Raw genomic sequence first — 17,531 nt, 5'->3', positions numbered from 1 at the left:
CAATGGCCCGGAAAAGGTTATAAACAATGTTTATTCTCGTATTTGGCACAGTGATGAGCAAAATACATTCTCAAAGGCGACGTATAGACCTTCGGCTCCTTATCCATCAAAAACAAGCGTTCCGGCTGCAGCTCCACGTAATTGACGCGGCTTAAAATGCTATCATAGGTCCTATCTGCATACGAATAAAACCAGCGATTGAGAAAAGGCAGGATAAGATCGGGGTCATTTGAATAAAAACGCTCATAAATATCCTGAATTAACTCTTTCATCAAATCATAGTTGCTGGCAAAAAAATGGCTCTGATTGTCATGCAGATAACGAATCAAGGTACTGTCATTGCGGTGATTCAAAACCCCGGCATCAATATTTAAGGATACCGCCACACCGATTGCCGACTCCACCTCAAAAGGCACACCCAGTAAATCCTGGCCATTGTGTGAACCCAGGTAATTTTCAAGATAATAAATGGCACCATCATTTAAAGGATCAAAATAACTGTTGATGGCAAAATGGACCGCATACTCTGTTTTTGGATCATAGCCGCAAAACACCAGCGTATTGTAGAAAAATTTTTCATGCGTGATTCTGGAAACAAAAAAATCATCAATTTCCTTCAGGACTGCCTCGCAATGACGCTCCCCACCAAGATCCCCCTGCACCCGGACGACCTGAGTGGGGTAAGGTTGATGGCGGGCGAACCATTGTTTATGATCTGCAACGTCCTGAAAATTGGTGTATTGTCTGACAACGGTATGCTCGCTTAACCCGGCAGCAACCATTTCTTCTTTAGGCAGCTCCGCTATGTTGGCAAAACCTGAAAAGGATAAAAAAATCAGTGACGCTACAAGTGGCATTTTCATAGTTAATTCCTTTTAAAATGAAAAAGACTTCGCGACAGCTTACGAAGGCGTTGAGACTCACCAATCCATTCTACTCCCACTTTGCTCACAGTACCAACAAGCAAGGCAATTTTAGTCATCATTGCACTGTCAAGGCGTCTCGGGTATGGTAACTTAAGTGAATGCTTTATGAATCAACAGGGTTATGGACAAAAACATCCGTATTTATGCAGAAACAGCACACGCGTTGGGATTACCCGCCTTTTTTCAACCTGAGTTGAATGTCTTGACCATTAAACTCGGCAGACGCTCCTATTTTTTCCATGCGGCAATCACACCCTTTAATCAGGGCGCGAGTATCTACCTCGCCAAACACAAATACCTTGCTAATCATCTGCTCGATGCAGCAGGTTTTCCTGTCCCCAAGGCCGCTCTGTTTCTCGCAACCACCTTTAATCGAGAACGCCTCTTGCAAAAATTAGAGCATTTTAATTTTCCACTCGTCGCCAAACCGGCTCAGGATACTGTACGTGGACGTGACGTGCTCTGTAACATCAAGGACATGGAAACCCTTTACCATTATCTGCAGGAACAGCTAAAAACCCATAAATCCATGCAGGTAGAAGAATTCCATCAGGGTCTTAAAGAATATCGCGTTCTCGTGTTTAAAAACCGGGTTATTGGCGTCGTTGAGCGCTTTGCCGCCCGCGTGGTTGGCGATGGCCAACACACCATTGCCCAATTAATCGAGCACGCGAATGTGGCGCGTGACAAGCTAAGCGAGAAATTAACCATTTCTCCCCTGGTTGTTGATCAGGAATATCAACAATGCCTTAAGGAGCAAAACCTAAGCCTTGAGAGTATTCCGAAAGCGGGGCAAATCATCCAATTGTGCCATACGGTCAATACCGGCCGTGGGGGTGATATTTGGTCACATGGCAAAACCATTCTGCCCAACAATGCGCGCTTGCTGGTCAAGGCGGCTAAAACCCTGGGCCTTGAGTTTGTAGGATTTGATGTCTTGTGTGAAGACATCAACCGTTCTTTTGAAAACTCAACCTGGTTTATACTCGAAGGAAATTTTAATCCCAATATCACCATTCATGAAATCCCTCATCGCGGCACACCAAGCCATGTGACCCGTATCGTATTAAAAGCCCTCATTAAACGCCACCCCTTTGCTTACCTGGCAGCCCTTTCTAAAACACACCCGGTGGCTATGGGTTTAAAATTTATTCTGATCGTCAGTCTGATTATTCTTTTTGAACATTTTGCTAAAAATGCCTGATTTTTAGTGATTTTTTATACCATTTTCGCTTGTAAATAACGGCTTGCCGTGAAATGATTTTGTAAGTTTTTTTATTGACAGGATTGATATGAAAGAATCCCTTGGCGACGGATTGAAGGCATTAAAAACGAAAGTCAATGCGGTTGCAAAACTCAAAACCATCAACCGCGTTACCCACTGGGGTTTACAGGAACTGATTTACCCGCCCACTATTCATGAAGTCTCACTGAGTCAGATAGATAGCCTGAATAAAGCAAGAGAAATTGAAGGATTGCACCATCGTGAACTGGATTTGTTTATCAAACAATTTGAAGAAGCCCTGTCTATCCCGGACTTAACTCGGGCCATGGAGAAAGCAAACCGCCTCCTTGCCAAATTATCGACTAATCTAAAATTCGAAGAGACTAACCTAAACACCATTTTTGACAATAATGCCGAATGGGTCGGCGAGAATTTAAAAACGATTTCCAATGGCCAGGAACTTAAGGGATTTATCCTGGGCGTAACGCGGTTTGATTATGATCTGCGCTTAGCCCAAAGCGCTGCCCATGCGCTAGCCAGTGCGATGACACGGTGTCTGGAAAAGTATTATTCTACTCTCAGTGCATCGCAACTCAGCTACCCTGCTTTCCTACGCAGATTGCAACACCTGGATAGGATTTGTGAGTTAATCAAGGCAACCGATGCCCACTATATGCAATGCAAACAGCAGGTAAAAATGCATATTCAATCCGCAAAAACCAACCCTGAGATTAGAAAGCAGTACCAGCAAATCCTCAAAGAAAGCCAGGAAGCCCAGAAGAAAAAAACTGAAGCTAAAAAATACTCAAAGAAAAAACTCATTCAGGCGTTTCGGGATAATATCATTGGTGAGAATAAAGAATGGTTAGCTGCCGTTACGTTTGATTGGGCTGTGGAAAAAATGCGCGTCAAACAAGAACAGCTTGAAGCCAAAGCAAAAAGCAATCCGCGTTACTCAGAAGCCAACACCGTGGCTGATAATTTATGCAAGACCTTGCAACAGTTACGCCGCGACTATTTTGATGAGTCCAAAATTGCAGATGCGGCCACTTTAAGAACAAAATATGCCCAGCTTATCCTGGATGCACACACAGAATTAGATAAACATCGCGGCGTAAAAAAATACATAGCTGACGCGGTGATCCGCGTCCACGGCACCGTGGGCACTTGCTTGCCTTTTTTTAAAGCGCCTCGCACTGATTCGCACAAAAAACTGGATGATTTATTAAGGGATTTAGACGCAATTGATATTCCCCAGACCGCACCTTCTTGAGGACGGTGATCATTTAGGCAACCACAGGAAATTGTTGAACCATACGCACGGCTAACTGACAAAAATACTGGTCGCGCTCAGGAATAAAGGTATCCGTTGCAAACGGGGTGAATTGGACCGTGCCGCTGCATAGTTCGCGAATGGGACAATTCTCGCAGTATTTTTGGCGGTTTTTTTGGTAATTGCTTTTCAGTTTATCCACTTTATCCTGATCTAAAATAATCGCTTCCTCTTCCTCACTGTATCGCCCGATGATGATTTTTTCAGCGCCTTTTATTGCGGATGAAGCATACGTAATGGTCATTGCCACCTGCCCATCCGGAAGCCATACCAGCGGAATTTTCATTTTGTGCCTTGTCATCGCCTGCAAGTGAGCCGCGCCTTTGACCTCCATGTCAATACCATACTCAGAGGCTAAATGGATTGCCTCCTCAAACGAAGCCATATAAGCATGCAGTTCCGGTTGCCGAACTAAATTCGCTTTGGCATCACCAAAATCACAAATGGGAGCACACTGCAAACGCGATACACCATAGGCAGCGCAGAATCGAACCAAATCTGACATATTGTTTACATTATCAGCATGAATCGTGGCACGCACGGTGACATACTCATGATGGTCCGTGAGTTTTTTTATGGTAGTAATGGTCTCGTTAGCGATGCGTTTCGTTAAATTTTTATTGAAGCGCAAATTGTTGGACACGCCGTCAAAGGATACCTGGAAGTCAATGTTTTTATTGATTAATTGATCAAGGAGTTTCTGGTTAAATACGCCATTGGTCATCAGGCATTGGCGGCAAAGCACATCATTTTCCAGTAAAAAATCAATCGACCCAAGCAATGCATCCTGATTCAGGGTGGGTTCACCCCCGAAATAAATGACAGAATACGTTTCATTTGTGTCCTTATTTAAGGCCAATAGTTGTGCCTTTAAAATACCAACAGCCAGTTTGGACGGCATATGCTCATTGCAATGGGAAATGTAATTAAAGCAATATTTGCAATGAATATTGCATAAATTCGTTAGCGTAAGCCAAGTGGAATAACTGGTTTCCAAATCACCAAACAGAATGGGCAATGCCTCATGCTGTGGATTGATTGACATGACTGACACTCCGCAAATAAGGGCCTTGATAATTGAATAAGGGATAGAGCCGAATAAATTTAAGATTAAACTGCTCAAGGTATTGTTTCTGCTGACGGATGTTGTAGGTATAAGGCAAACATTTTTCCGTTTCAATCCCGGTATTGGCTATGACATGCTGCAATTGCCGTAAACAATGCAAAGCATCCTGCTGGCCCAGCAATTGGCCGTAATTCTTTGCCGCATCGAAAGCGTAGCTGGTGCCATGGCCGCAGTATGCCAGGGTTGTTGCGTTTGTATTGAACAGATAGGATTCCGACTCTTTCTGCCCAGCGATCAAATACGGCAAATGCGGATGGGATAACAATTGCACGCCTCGGGATTGCAATAAATAATCCCCATTGTTTTCTTTAACCTCAAAGAGCCCAGCGTGGCAATGATCGCTCATAATCGTACTCATGATATTGAATCGTTCAGCTAAAAAATCACGTAACTGATGAAACAACCAATACCGCTTGAATAAACAATAATTCATCACGGCTTTAAGGGCCTGCTGGTATTGATACCCCTTTTCATCGTCGGCAGGAATACCGAAAAGTCCTTGGGCAATCTGCTCATCAGAAGCCAGTTGATGCATATAGCAAAACGTGGCAGCAAAACTCGCCCATTCTTCATGAAGTACAGCAGGAAAATACTCACTGCCGGTATGGATAAAACCCAACAACTCTTCAGCCTCTTGTGATTTTTCTGATGCAGGCGCATAGGTTTTAAGCTCAATGGTATTGCTGACTCGCCTCAAATCCCGATTCAGTTCATCTTTATCCAGCTCAAGATACAAGGCGTCAGGATCCAGATCAAAACGGGTATTGGAAAAGGGCTCTTTTCCTGCGGAGTATTGGTCAACCCCCTGGCATAAGACGTCACGCCAGTGTGACAGGGAAAAATAGGCTTCATCCATCTCTAAATGCTGGCAAAATTGCAGCAGTGTTTTAGCAATGGCCTGTGTGGGCTCTCCTCGGAGATTGTGAAGGCGAAAAATCAAAAAGCCGCAACCCGGGTCGCGTAATATTGCAGGCATCAACAAAGTCTGTAGTTTCTTACTCCTGACTAACAAGCCATTCGGGATTTTATTCATTTTAAGCGTGGCCTCGGGAAACAAATGCACGTCATGAGCATCGCTAAGAAAAGTCATTATGTGACGGCCAGTATCCCACAACTCAGGTCGATAAAAATAAGACTGCTGTTCAGGAAGAGCATAAATCCTGATGGGGTCATTTTTCATTTGGGTTTCATGCCGCTTTCTATATCCTGTTGCATCGTGATAGCCCGGTTTACCAACGACTCGGTAGTGCTCCTGAAAGTAGCTTCATTATAACGAGGATTTTCTGTTATCGTGTTGCGTAGGTCATCAAGAGAGCCATTTCCATTTAACATATCTATAGCCGCTCGAATCACATTAGCCTTCTGCTCATGCATCCCCCCGGGTTTGCCTTTACTTTCCACATGCTTAAGCTGTCTTTCCAACTCAATAATCAGCTTATCTGTATCTGTCAGGGGTTTTACCTCTTGATATCGCTCTTTAAACGATGAGCGTGGCTCACTGGGTGTATCATCAATGTGCGAAGTCATTTTTTTCTCCAGTTTTTCTTGGCTTCTTCCTAAGCGTAGACAAGTTCATGATTCTTTGCCAAACAGAGCAACTCTCCTTTAATCCCCTACCAAACCATGCTTTTTACTGTGCTGCTGCACGGTCTCATCCAGGCTTGCGGCTTCTGTTAAAGCCGCGACATTTTCACGGGTAAAAAACCCGTCAAACTGATGGCAGCGTTCGACGTATTCCGTTATAAGAATCGAGTAAGGGGAGTGTTTGGAAAAAATTTGTTTTAAATCCGGCTCCGTGCCGCAGGATCCGAAAACCTGGGCCAAAAAAGGAATGGACAGCTCGTTTTGCAGGGTATTGACCACGTAATCTATGTTTTTAAGGCCGCTCGGGTGATCGCCATCAACCACTTCAATGGCAATATGGTGCATACGCCGGCCATAATTTCTAACAAAGTTCTCCGTGGGCATTGGCAAGCCCTCGAACGAATTAACCATAAAAGGGGTATTATTGGCCGTAAACACCTTGGCGGGCGATTTAATATCATGACCATGCGCGGTGCGATTGACATTGGTGGAAGAATTCATGTCGCTGATATTATAAGCGCCCCAGAAATAATAATTGGACAGGCATAATAATTCTAAAATTGCATCTTCCCGCTCCCCTGCGAGAATGCGGGTGGCCATGTGATCAATGCCTTTTAACAAGGGTTTAATGCCCTTGTCCAGACTTAATTGATCCATGTTATCAAGCACTTTCTGCTGGGCTTTGGTCAGGCTAAAAGGCTGCCCCAGATTCAAGCTTTCAAAGTCAAGCAGGTCTTTATCGGTATAGCCTAAGGCATTAAATGAATAATCCGACAGTTTGGTAAATGCAAAATTGCCGTTGCAGTAAAATTTATTTTCAGTGGTTTCAGGCTCACAGAAATGAAACCCCTGCGCGGTAAGAATTTCTCGCGTTTCCTGCTTATCCTTGGTTTTAAACAGTTCACCAACATAACGCGCATTAAATTTTTCCCGGGAATTGGGGTACATTTTATTGATGCGGGTAATGTCATCACGAAAATTGGGATCCAAGGGCTCAAGGATAATCAAAACAGGCGACTCCGTGGTATTGACCAGGCAATATATTTTATGGGTATCGCTGATATAACTGGCTTTGTAGCGATATGGCGTCATGATATAGAGCTCTTTCAAGTAATTAAGGGCATCGCCGGTTTGAACCTGAATGATGACCGCACACATATCGCCATATAAATCCTGCAAACCCACCGTTTGACGCCGCTCATAAATTTTCATGCGGTATTCATTGAAATAGTCGGAATTTTGCTTGTCGCCTTTTGGGGTGTAGGTTAACGGGTTAATCATTCTGACTCCTGCTCGTCATCGCCTCCGGTTCTAATAAAGTATATACACAAAATCAGAGCCGAAGTGGTGCGCGTGCAGGTTGGCATTGGCCAGATCAAATCAATGTTTCTCCAAACGGTGATGTATCGAAGAAATTCCAATCACTCGTGTAATCTCCTTTTGACTATGAATCAAGGAATTGCCGGGCCAAGACCGACCTACTGATTTAATAATGCAACAGCCACGGCGAAGCATAAATTACACCCTGCCGTGATTTGGTTATGGAGCGAGCGGATTAAATCTGCGGCGAATAGACCTGAGACTCCTGCATGGCAGCGCCGTCCACTTGCCCGGCTTGCATATTAAAAAAGAGAACAAACCCTTGACGTTGTTGCAGAACCCGTTTGATCTTATAGTTCTCCGTATTATCAACTATTTTTTTAAACTGTGCGGCAATATCCTGTTTTGACATGCGGTCAGTCACCGACTCCACCGCCTGCATAAACAGAGTGAGTAAAATATCCTTGGGTAAACACCGGTCGCCTTGTGAGTTTCTCTCATAAATCAACAAAGTGAACGTGTTGATTATTTCCTTTAATTCATTTTGGATTCTAAGTTTATTGGCATCCAGCATCGGCTTTAACTCTGCCCATGCGCTTGAGTCTATGCCACGGATGTCGGTCAACGTCGTATTCGTTTTAAGCGCTTCGTTTAAGGTGGGCATAGCCAATAGTTTAAATTGAGTTATCCCCAAGCCAGCAAAATTTACTTCATGCCGATTATCGCTCAGCGCTAAAGCCAAGTTAAACAGGTCTGCATTACCGCAAAGCGCTGCATCACGGACAATTGACTGCCCATCCCTGTCATTTAAAGTCAGTAATTGAGGACAATTCCGTGCAATCCATTTCAGAACCTCCTGGCTAAGTGAGCGCACGCCATAATGCGCCAATGTCCGACCCCATTTGTCCACTGAGTCCAAGAGCCTGGGACAATGCTGATTTATCCAGTTTAAAACATCAAAATTACCTGATTCTGCTGCATAATGCGCCAGCGTCGAACCCCATTGGTCTGCAGCTGTTAATTGATCGGGGCAGTGCTGCTTTATCAGGTTTAAGACATCAAGATTACCCGCGAGCGCAGCATGATGACCTAGTGTTTGACCCAATGAATCGGCTGAGTCTGACAAGTTAGGACAGTATTGCTTCATCCAATTTAAGGCCTCTGGATTATCGGAATAATAAACGGCATAATGCCAAGCCGATTGACCGTAATTGTCTTTTTGCTCAAAAAGAGCAGGATTACGCTCGTATACCGCATGAAGCCTCTTCACATGACCGGAAAGCGCGGCATAATGCGCCATATTCACACCGTTATGGTCTTTTTTGTGTAAATCGTTATACGTTGCCTCATCACCGAGAAGGGCCTGCAGTTGCCAGTTTTCCCTAATCCAGAACGGACTGAATAATTTTAATTTCTTATGGAGCAATTGATAGACTTCATTGCTGAGAGCCGATGGAATCGAATCCGATTCGATTCTGAGCTCCAGGAGCTCTTCTATAAAATTATTAGTCTCCAATGACATGGCGGTTTCCTTGTTTGTTTGTGGCGTTGTAATAATAAAAAATAGCGAGCAGATCACTAAGAAAAACAAGTGCAGGTCGGGCCCAGGCCAACCTGCATGGATAAGGCTTCAATGCCGAAGGGACTAAGTAAAGACTACCTGATAAACAAGGCATCCCTTTAATTCACTATTAAAATATGATGAAATACGCAAATAGTATGCGTTCAAGCTTAATTTGTTAAATGTACAGCCATTTTATTTGATTAAATTTTAATCATATGGTAAAATTTTTTGAATTTTAAATTCACCTCTCCTTTAGTAGAAGAATGTGTTATGCCTAACAATAATTCCACAGCAATACCTGCGTCACTGCAAGCGTTTCTAGCGCATTCCGATTCAATGTATCGCGCTTCTTTGGACACGATCCCGTTATTTGATGCCGACCAAACACAACATTGGACCAGGCAACAAAAGCAATATTTTGCTGCCACTTTTTATCACTTACGCGGGCACTTTATTAATTTCATGTGGTACATGGCCAATTTTTCTTCTAATGAACACATTAAATTGGCTATATTGAATAATATTCATGAAGAAATCGGCACAGGTACCCGCTTTTCACATGAAATGCTCTATGATCGTTTTGCGACTGAATGCCAGGTCAATATTCATGAGGAAATGTTGTCTGAGACGTTTTATTTGCCCTTTGCACGCGAGTTTAATAAAAAGCATTTACAATGGCTCACTTCCCATAGCGAGGAAGAACGCATTGCCGCTTTTGCTGCTTATGAACGCCTTGATAACCTCGATTATCCCCTCCTGGTCAATCTGGCTAAATCACTGCAAATTTCTCAACAAGGCATGGCGTTTTTTAACGTCCATGTCCATGTGACCCATTTCGATTCGGTACTTGATTTATTATTGCCTCTATGGGAAGCCGAGCAACATAAAGTAAAAGCCGCATTTGAATTTATTTATACTCATCAACGGCAGATGTGGTCAAACCTGTCGCACACCATATTCTCACTGGCGCATTCGGAAGCAATTGGGGTTTAATCAATTTTAGGGAATTTGACAATAAAATGAGCAAACTCATTCATTTTCCCTTTACATTGAATATCGCCTCCTGCAGCTTGCATCAGTAACTTACAATAAGCCAACCCCACTCCGCTTCCGTCTTTGCGATCGGAGTAAAAGAAATCAAAAATTTTTTCCGTATTTTTGGTGTATAACCCTTTAGCGGTATCTTTCACATGAAGATAGTTGAAATCGTCCTTCCCCCTTCCCATCTCCAACCAGATAAAAATCTGCCCTTTACCTGTTTCCTCGATGTATTCAAAGCTATTTTTTAACAGATTCCAGATGAGGTTTTTAAAAGCCATCTCCTCTATCCAAACCTGGAAATCATGATCATAATCACAGTGAATCAAACTTTTTTGTTCGTCCTTGGCAGGATAATCATCCAGGGTTTTTTTAAGTAAGTCCTCCACGGAATGAATCGTGAAAGCACTTGTATCAAACTTCTCACGTTTAATGTTATTTAACTGCATACTGATTAGCTGATTACCCATCTCAATACCTCGAGTAATCTTGTTAAGATTTTCTTTAAGGTCTTTTTGAATCTCAGGGTTATTTAGTTTGGCAAGCAGTAACTCCTGCAGCTCTGCCTGCAAATGAATACTGGCTAATGGCGTTCGCAAGTCATGGGCAATACTCCCTGCCAGCAACCGGAGGCCCGACAAACGTCCCGCCTGGATTATTTCTCTGTCGCGTGCAAACAGGGCGCCAATAAGAATGGCGGCGGCGTATGTTATGGTAAGACCAAATACGGATAAATTACCCGGGATGTATTCAAAAACGTTGGTGGATAGATGAAAAAAACAAAAAAAAGCCAGCCCAACACCCAGAAGCAGCAGAATTAATGCGCCAAGGGCACTGGTTACCAGTAACAGAAAGAAAATAGCCGACACACAATTCATCAGCCAAAGGGTTGTACCGTGATTTAACAAGGTCAAGTAGCAGAAGAAAAAGGGAAGACAGAAAAGCAAGGTCATATACCAGAATAGTGGTAGCGCTTTTAACAGGCGCGTCGGCCAGAATTTATTAAATGCCAATAAAGCACAGAGCGTCGTGGCAATCAGGCGCAAGAAAAATTCCTCGGTTAACTGGAAACTTTCAAGCTTCCAAAACACGCCAAAAAGCGGGTAATTAATCATCATCACAATGCCAAACAACGTGATCTGATGACTGGCTTCTTCGGTTTGCCTAACCAGATAGGAGTATATGAGAATAAGGTTATTTTTTAACCACAGCATTAATAGGTATAAAAAAAGATGAATTGATAGAGAATACCATATTATCTTTCAATAGTGTTGGCTTAAGTCATTAACCACGTCGTTTACTATATACTATTGACATTACCCCCAAATTGGACATAAGATGTCTTCATTGTAAATTATTTTTACTCACATTGGTGTTGTGATGGATTATTTTACCAAACCTGCCCTTTCAAATCGTCTTACTCTCCTCCGCTAAGGCGGACAATACTTACACACCATTGTTATATTTTTTCACTGATGCACCTGAATCAAGGTCATTTTTTTCTAATTCAACAAGAGTAATGATGATGTCTACTACACGATTTGCTGCCTGGATTATGTGGGCCACCGCCTCGATTTTTTATGCTTACCAATACATTCTGCGCGTCATGCCCAACATTATGCTCGAGGATTTTACTCGCCAATTTCATATTGACAGTGCCGTGTTTGGTCAATTCTCAGGCGTTTACTACATTGGTTATTCATTGATGCATTTACCCTTGGGTATCCTGCTTGACCGATTCGGGCCCCGTAAAGTGATGACCGGCTGTATCCTGCTCACCGTTGCAGGCCTTCTGCCCATTATTTTTTCAGATCACTGGATTTATCCGGTTATCGGCCGTGCCTTAATCGGCATGGGTTCTTCAGCAGCCATCCTTGGGATTTTCAAAATAATTCGCATGGCCTTTGATGAGCAACGCTTTACCCGTTTGTTGAGCCTGTCAGTAACCATTGGTTTGATTGGCGCCATTTATGGCGGCGGCCCGGTCAGCGCCCTTTGCGATAAATGGGGTTATCAGGCCGTCATCAAACTGTTTTGCCTGTTTGGTTTTGCCCTGGCGCTCATCACCTATTTCATCATACCCGATTTGCAAAAACCGAATAAAAATAAAATTTTGTCGGATATCAAAGCCGTAATTACCAACAGAAAAGTGATTATTTTATGCCTGCTCGCCGGCTTGATGGTAGGGCCTCTGGAAGGGTTTGCCGATGTCTGGGGAGCTGCTTTCCTGCAACAGATTTATGGCTTAAGCCATGAAAGTTCCAGTTACATCACCTCCATGATTTTTTTAGGCATGTGTTTCGGCGCTCCCTTTTTAAGTTTAATGGGTGAAAAAACAGGTAATTATTTAGGGGTCATTATCGGTGCGGGCCTTGTCATGTTCTTTAGCTTTACCCTGATGCTGGCCGGATACCTCACGTCTGTCAGCCTGGTGGGAAGCTTTATCGCCGTCGGCGTGTGCTGCGCTTATCAGATTCTGGCCATTTATAAGGCATCCACCTATGTCCCTGAACAGATTGCTGGCTTAACGACGGCGGTAGCCAATATGATTATCATGAGTTTTGGTTACGCGTTTCACTCCACCATCGGCATCATCATTCAGACTTTTGGCGGCGCCAAGTCAACGCATGCACTGATTTACGGCGTGGGCATTATACCGGTGAGTCTCGGGGTTGCCAGTCTGGGCTTTTTGATGCTTTTATATAGTGAACGCCGGGCATCATCCGCTCTGCAACGAAAGGAATTATTATCTGCCTAGTCAACAGGAATGATATTGATACCACCCAAGCTCACTGTGGCTAAGGATAGCCACTTTTTTATTGCCTTATGCCAATACAAAACGCACAGTTTTGTTAATGCCGGTATTATCCTCAATAAAGAGGTGCGATTATTAGCTTCTTTCGGTAAGGTTTCGGCCATTGAACCGACCTGCGCATACTTCATAAAAACCCTGTTTAGTCAAACCAAGGCACATATACGCAGTGAACCCCTGATCGGTAACGGCAACATTGATGCAACCCCAGTCACCTACAAGGCTTATGAAATCAGCTACCGACAATACGTCGAATTTCTGCTGTATATGAAGCAGATTGCAAAAAATCAGCAGAGTCCGTCTTTAACGGCCTATTGCCCCTCACCCGATAAAGCAGCCATCACGCTCGTCTGGCAATCGCTGGATTGTCTTGAGGACGCAGAGAATTTAAACAACAATGACCAGCACCAGCACTTGAATTTGATCACCAATAGCTGCCGCCACAGTGCCTTAACGCTTCTTAGGCAAGGCACAGGCCTTAAGCATCCTGGCAGTGGTGTGTCGTCCTTCTTTTTTAAACAGTTGCCGCTGACCACTACCCTGGAAACTGATGCGATGGGCCTGGATGATAGCCTTTATTTATTGCCTCTGCCCCCTGAAGCCTATGCTGTGCCTGATTCCCCTTTGCATAACATTCTACAACCCCTGTACTTACGTCTGGATAACTTGACGGTCTCGCACCAAGCCAATCCACTGACCAGGCAGAAATTTTCGGCCATTAAGGCACTGTATCTATCCTTAACTCAAAGCCAACCCACCAGCATGGCCCTGCTTTTAGAGCGGCTGACCGCCTGGGTAAAAAACAATCAAACGTTGATTGGCAGCCATCGCCAGAGCCATTGGATTTCATTCCCTACGGCGACAGAAAAGGTGTTTGATGCGTTATTGAAGGACGTGGCAGCTCAGACTAAAATTGCTTTTTAAGCAGCAAGGCATCTTCTTCCTCACCGTTCTCATCACGGTAATAAGCTTTTTTAATCGTCTCCACTTTAAAGCCCAGGCTTTCATAGAGTGCGATAGCGGCTTTGTTGCTGGGTCTCACCTCCAGCATCACTGTGGTCGTCAAGGATGGATTCAGTGAATTCAACAGATTTTCCAGGAGAAACCGCCCATAGCCCTTTCCCTGTTGATTGTTATCGACACAAAGATTAAGGATGTGACAAACGCCATAACTATGCCGGCAAATGATATACGCTACCACCTGTGCCGAGGATTCATGCAATTCCAGTACTCGGCAGTTGTACCCCACCAGTACACAATCACGCAAAATGTCACGGCTCCATGGGGCGCGATGTGCTGCGAGTTCGATGGCATACACCCTGTCAATATCACTGACCTGCATGGGACGTACTTTAAGCATTGGTCACCCTGGCATTGGCATTTGTTGGAAATAAAAAAGCTTTCTTTGAGTATACTCTGTTTGGCTGTTTTTGTAACCGAAGACGGCGCCGCTTGCCAGACACAACGTCATTAGCAAGCGGTCTGCACCGAATTTATTTCTTCTTTTTCTTGGGCAGGTACAAATCCGTAATTGTGCCTTCGAACGCTTCGGACGATAGCATGATGGTTTCAGAGAGCGTTGGGTGGGGATGAATCGTTAAGGCAATGTCTTCCACATCACATTCCATCTCAATGGCCAAAGACGCCTCGGTAATTAAATCGCCTGCATTCACACCCACAATGCCAGCCCCCAAAATGCGGTTGGTTTCAGGGCAAAATAACAGCTTGGTCATGCCTTCTCCGCGTCCCATACTTAAGGCACGTCCGCTGGCCATCCAGGGAAATGTGGCTTTCTCATAGGCAATGCCTTTTTCCTTGGCTTCCTTTTCGGTCAAGCCAGTCCAGGCAACCTCTGGATCGGTGTAGGCTACGCTGGGGATGCACTTGGGGTCAAAATAGTGTTTCATACCCGCAATAACTTCTGCAGCCACTCGACCTTCAGGAATAGCTTTGTGAGCCAGCATGGGTTGACCCACCACATCACCAATGGCAAAAATATGAGGAACATTGGTGCGCATTTGTTTGTCGACCTTAATAAAGCCGCGCTCATCCACAGAGACACCCGCTTTTTCAGCGCTGATATTCTTGCCATTTGGCCTGCGGCCGACAGATAACAGGACTTGCTGAAAGCGCAGCGGTTTGTCTGTTCCATGCTCACCTTCCATGCTGACATAGATACCGTCTTTTTTGGCCTCGACAGCGGTAACCTTGGTTTTTAACAGGAAGGTCACGCCCTTTTTAGTCATGCGCTTTTGCAGAACGCTGACTAAATCAGCGTCGGCACCGGGCATCAATTGATCCATAAATTCAACGACCGTGACTTTAACACCCAGGGATGAATAAACAGTCGCCATTTCAAGACCAATAATACCGCCGCCCAACACCAGGAGATCGCCCTTGATGTCTGCCAGCTCCAAAGCCCCTGTCGAGCTGAAAATACGCGGGTCATCGGGAACAAAAGGCAATTTAATCGATTCACTGCCCACGGCAATAATGGCCTGCTCAAATTCAATCGTGGTGTTCGCTTCTTTACCAGCCACAGTGACTTCATGCGTGCCTGAGAATTGCCCTACGCCGGTGATAACCTCCACCTTGCGTTGCTTGGCCAGGGCTTTAAGGCCACCGGTTAATTGGCCGACTACTGAATTTTTCCAGGCGACCATTTTTTTATTGTCGAGCTTGGGCGCTCCAAAACTAATCCCTTGATCGGCCAGCTCATGCGACTCATCCACCACTTTGGCAATGTGAAGCAGGGCTTTGGAAGGGATGCATCCCACGTTCAGGCACACCCCGCCCAAACTGTCAAAACGCTCGACAAGAACCACTTTTTTACCCAGATCCGCAGCACGAAAAGCCGCTGTATAACCGCCAGGGCCGCTGCCCAGCACCACCACATCAGTTTTAATCGAACTCATTACAAAGCCTCTTTCTTTAAAATTACAGTAAAATCCGGCGAATATCGCCCAGCAAATCAGCCAGATATCGGGTAAACCGCGCCGCCTCCGCACCATCAATGACGCGATGATCATAGGATAAGGATAAAGGAAGCATCAATCGCGGTTTAAACTCCCCACCCTGATAGACTGGCTTGATGCTGGAACGCGACAACCCCAGGATAGCCACTTCCGGGCTATTGACGATGGGTGTGAACGCGGTGCCGCCGATGCCGCCTAAACTTGAAATGGTAAAGCAGCCGCCGCTCATGTCCGCAGGCATTAATCCTTTGTCGCGGGCTTTTTTACTGATTTCAGCCATGACGCGGGCAATATCACTGACCTGCAACTGGTCCACCTGACGGATAACCGGAACCACCAGGCCGTTCGGGGTTTCAACCGCGATACCGATATTGAAATATTTTTTGTAAATCAGATTTTCGCCGCTGGCATCCAGTGAGGCGTTAAACTGGGGAAAAGCCATTAATGCTTTGGTCACCGCTTTGGCGACAAAAGCGAGAATGGTTAGTTTGTAGCCGTTTTGGGCGGCGCGCTCCGACTCGTCCTTGCGAAAGGCTTCAAGATCAGTAATATCCGCTTCATCAAATTGCGTCACATGGGGAATGGTTATCCAGGAGCGATGGACGTTTTGACCGGTTAAGCGCTTGATTTTATTCAACGGTCTGGTTTCGACCGCGCCAAATTTACTGAAATCGATAACCGGCGCCTGGGGCAGGGAAAAACCACCCGCCGTGGGTTTCTCACTTAAGCGCGATTTGATGTACTGCTGCACATCGTCTTTGGTGATCCGGTTTTTACGCCCACTACCCGCTACTTCGCTTAAATTGACGCCAAATTCCCTGGCCATCCGCCGCACAGCAGGTCCAGCGGCAAGTGCTGCATTGCTGGTGGTCGAAGGCATCGGGATTGGAGCCGTTGGCATCGCTTTGACCGTCTCCGTGGCTGGAGTCGAAGCAGGCGCTGTCGATTCTGGTTTTTCTGAAGGTGCAGAAGCGGCGGCTGCCTGTGCCGTTTTCATCGTCAGAATTAAGCTGCCTTGCGATACTTTATCCCCGACCTTAATAGCCAGGTTTTCAACCTCGCCGTCAAAAGGCGAGGGAATATCCATTGTTGCTTTATCGCCTTCAAGGGTAATCAGGGCCTCATCTTTTTTGACGCGATCACCGGCACTGACCATCACCTCAATCACATCCACATCCGTGGCACCGCCAATATCAGGAATCCTGACTTCCATGGACTGGGAAATGGGTTGCGCATGGAGTTCATTCGATTTTAGGGTTTCTGCCTCGGCAGGTGATTCAGCCGGTTTAGCCGGTGCCTCCTGCTTTGCTTCAGATAGATTGTCTGTCGCTACCGCAACAATCGAATCCCCTTCAGAAACCTTATCTCCGACCTTCACCAGCAATGCCACAACCTTTCCTGCTGTGGGAGAAGGAATTTCCATGCTGGCCTTATCCGATTCCAGGGTGATTAAAGGGGTGTCCACATCAATGTCGTCACCGGGTTTTACTAATACTTCAATGACATCGACACCGCTCGCGCCGCCGATATCAGGAACTTTCACTTTCATCTCATCTGCCATGTTTATCCTCAGCAAAAAGGGGAAGCCATCATGCACGCATGGCATCATGGCCCTTATTATTCATCGA

15 protein-coding genes are annotated in these 17,531 nt (G+C 45.1%); 5 read left to right on the top strand and 10 right to left on the bottom strand.

Features of this window, described 5'->3' with window-relative positions; genetic code table 11:
* Positions 1-17 precede the first annotated feature (17 nt).
* Positions 18-863 carry an Lpg0189 family type II secretion system effector gene (locus Lery_RS09435; protein WP_058527014.1) on the bottom strand — a complete coding sequence of 282 codons (846 nt, stop codon included), beginning with the start codon at positions 861-863 and terminating at the stop codon, positions 18-20.
* A 184-nt stretch (positions 864-1,047) separates the two neighbouring features.
* On the opposite strand from Lery_RS09435, the gene Lery_RS09430 reads away from it, so the two are divergent.
* Entirely contained in the window at positions 1,048-2,130 is a 1,083-nt protein-coding gene (locus Lery_RS09430; RefSeq protein WP_058527013.1) for a hypothetical protein, read from the top strand.
* A gap of 88 nt (positions 2,131-2,218) precedes the next feature.
* Positions 2,219-3,424 (top strand): hypothetical protein, encoded by a 1,206-nt coding sequence (locus Lery_RS09425; RefSeq protein WP_058527012.1) that lies wholly within the window; start codon positions 2,219-2,221, stop codon positions 3,422-3,424.
* Positions 3,425-3,437: 13 nt separating this feature from the next.
* Here Lery_RS09425 and Lery_RS09420 read toward each other — a convergent pair whose 3' ends face one another.
* From Lery_RS09420 to Lery_RS09400, 5 genes are all read right to left on the bottom strand, one after another.
* Complete coding sequence (locus tag Lery_RS09420; protein ID WP_058527011.1) at positions 3,438-4,529, bottom strand: radical SAM protein; 1,092 nt, start codon at positions 4,527-4,529, stop codon at positions 3,438-3,440.
* A complete protein-coding gene (locus Lery_RS09415) occupies positions 4,507-5,790 on the bottom strand; it encodes an RtcB family protein (RefSeq protein ID WP_058527010.1) in 1,284 nt (427 codons plus the stop codon). Before Lery_RS09415 ends, Lery_RS09420 begins: the two co-directional genes overlap by 23 nt.
* A complete protein-coding gene (locus Lery_RS09410; protein WP_058527009.1) occupies positions 5,787-6,137 on the bottom strand; it encodes a hypothetical protein in 351 nt (116 codons plus the stop codon). Before Lery_RS09410 ends, Lery_RS09415 begins: the two co-directional genes overlap by 4 nt.
* A gap of 78 nt (positions 6,138-6,215) precedes the next feature.
* Positions 6,216-7,475, bottom strand: a complete 1,260-nt coding sequence (locus Lery_RS09405; RefSeq protein ID WP_058527008.1) for a hypothetical protein — start codon at positions 7,473-7,475, stop codon at positions 6,216-6,218.
* Between the two features lie 274 nt (positions 7,476-7,749).
* Entirely contained in the window at positions 7,750-9,036 is a 1,287-nt protein-coding gene (locus Lery_RS09400; RefSeq protein ID WP_058527007.1) for an ankyrin repeat domain-containing protein, read from the bottom strand.
* A gap of 312 nt (positions 9,037-9,348) precedes the next feature.
* Between Lery_RS09400 and Lery_RS09395 the strand changes: the two genes are divergently transcribed.
* Positions 9,349-10,071, top strand: a complete 723-nt coding sequence (locus Lery_RS09395) for an iron-containing redox enzyme family protein (protein WP_058527006.1) — start codon at positions 9,349-9,351, stop codon at positions 10,069-10,071.
* Here the strand turns inward: Lery_RS09395 and Lery_RS09390 are convergent.
* Positions 10,068-11,330 carry an ATP-binding protein gene (locus Lery_RS09390; RefSeq protein WP_058527005.1) on the bottom strand — a complete coding sequence of 421 codons (1,263 nt, stop codon included), beginning with the start codon at positions 11,328-11,330 and terminating at the stop codon, positions 10,068-10,070. The genes Lery_RS09395 and Lery_RS09390 overlap by 4 nt on opposite strands.
* Before the next feature lie 311 nt (positions 11,331-11,641).
* Here Lery_RS09390 and Lery_RS09385 point away from each other — a divergent pair, with 311 nt between their 5' ends.
* Both Lery_RS09385 and Lery_RS09380 read left to right on the top strand, forming a co-directional pair.
* The gene (locus Lery_RS09385) at positions 11,642-12,874 is read left to right on the top strand and encodes an MFS transporter (protein ID WP_058527105.1); all 1,233 of its coding nucleotides are present in this window, start codon (positions 11,642-11,644) and stop codon (positions 12,872-12,874) included.
* Positions 12,875-12,889: 15 nt separating this feature from the next.
* Positions 12,890-13,852 carry a hypothetical protein gene (locus Lery_RS09380; RefSeq protein ID WP_131751016.1) on the top strand — a complete coding sequence of 321 codons (963 nt, stop codon included), beginning with the start codon at positions 12,890-12,892 and terminating at the stop codon, positions 13,850-13,852.
* Here the strand turns inward: Lery_RS09380 and rimI are convergent.
* The 3 genes from rimI to aceF all read right to left on the bottom strand — a co-directional run bounded on the left by rimI (position 13,836) and on the right by aceF (position 17,464).
* On the bottom strand, positions 13,836-14,288 hold the full coding sequence (rimI, locus tag Lery_RS09375; protein ID WP_058527003.1) for a ribosomal protein S18-alanine N-acetyltransferase: 453 nt from the start codon (positions 14,286-14,288) through the stop codon (positions 13,836-13,838). The two genes, Lery_RS09380 and rimI, sit on opposite strands and share 17 nt — an antisense overlap.
* Before the next feature lie 133 nt (positions 14,289-14,421).
* Positions 14,422-15,843 (bottom strand): dihydrolipoyl dehydrogenase, encoded by a 1,422-nt coding sequence (lpdA, locus tag Lery_RS09370; protein WP_058527002.1) that lies wholly within the window; start codon positions 15,841-15,843, stop codon positions 14,422-14,424.
* Positions 15,844-15,865: 22 nt separating this feature from the next.
* On the bottom strand, positions 15,866-17,464 hold the full coding sequence (aceF, locus tag Lery_RS09365) for a dihydrolipoyllysine-residue acetyltransferase (protein ID WP_058527001.1): 1,599 nt from the start codon (positions 17,462-17,464) through the stop codon (positions 15,866-15,868).
* Positions 17,465-17,531 lie beyond the last annotated feature (67 nt).

The organism is Legionella erythra (assembly GCF_001467615.1).
Lineage (GTDB): Bacteria > Pseudomonadota > Gammaproteobacteria > Legionellales > Legionellaceae > Legionella_C > Legionella_C erythra.
The sequence above is the reverse complement of the archived record's forward strand: the minus strand, read 5'-3'. Positions and strand labels throughout refer to the sequence as shown.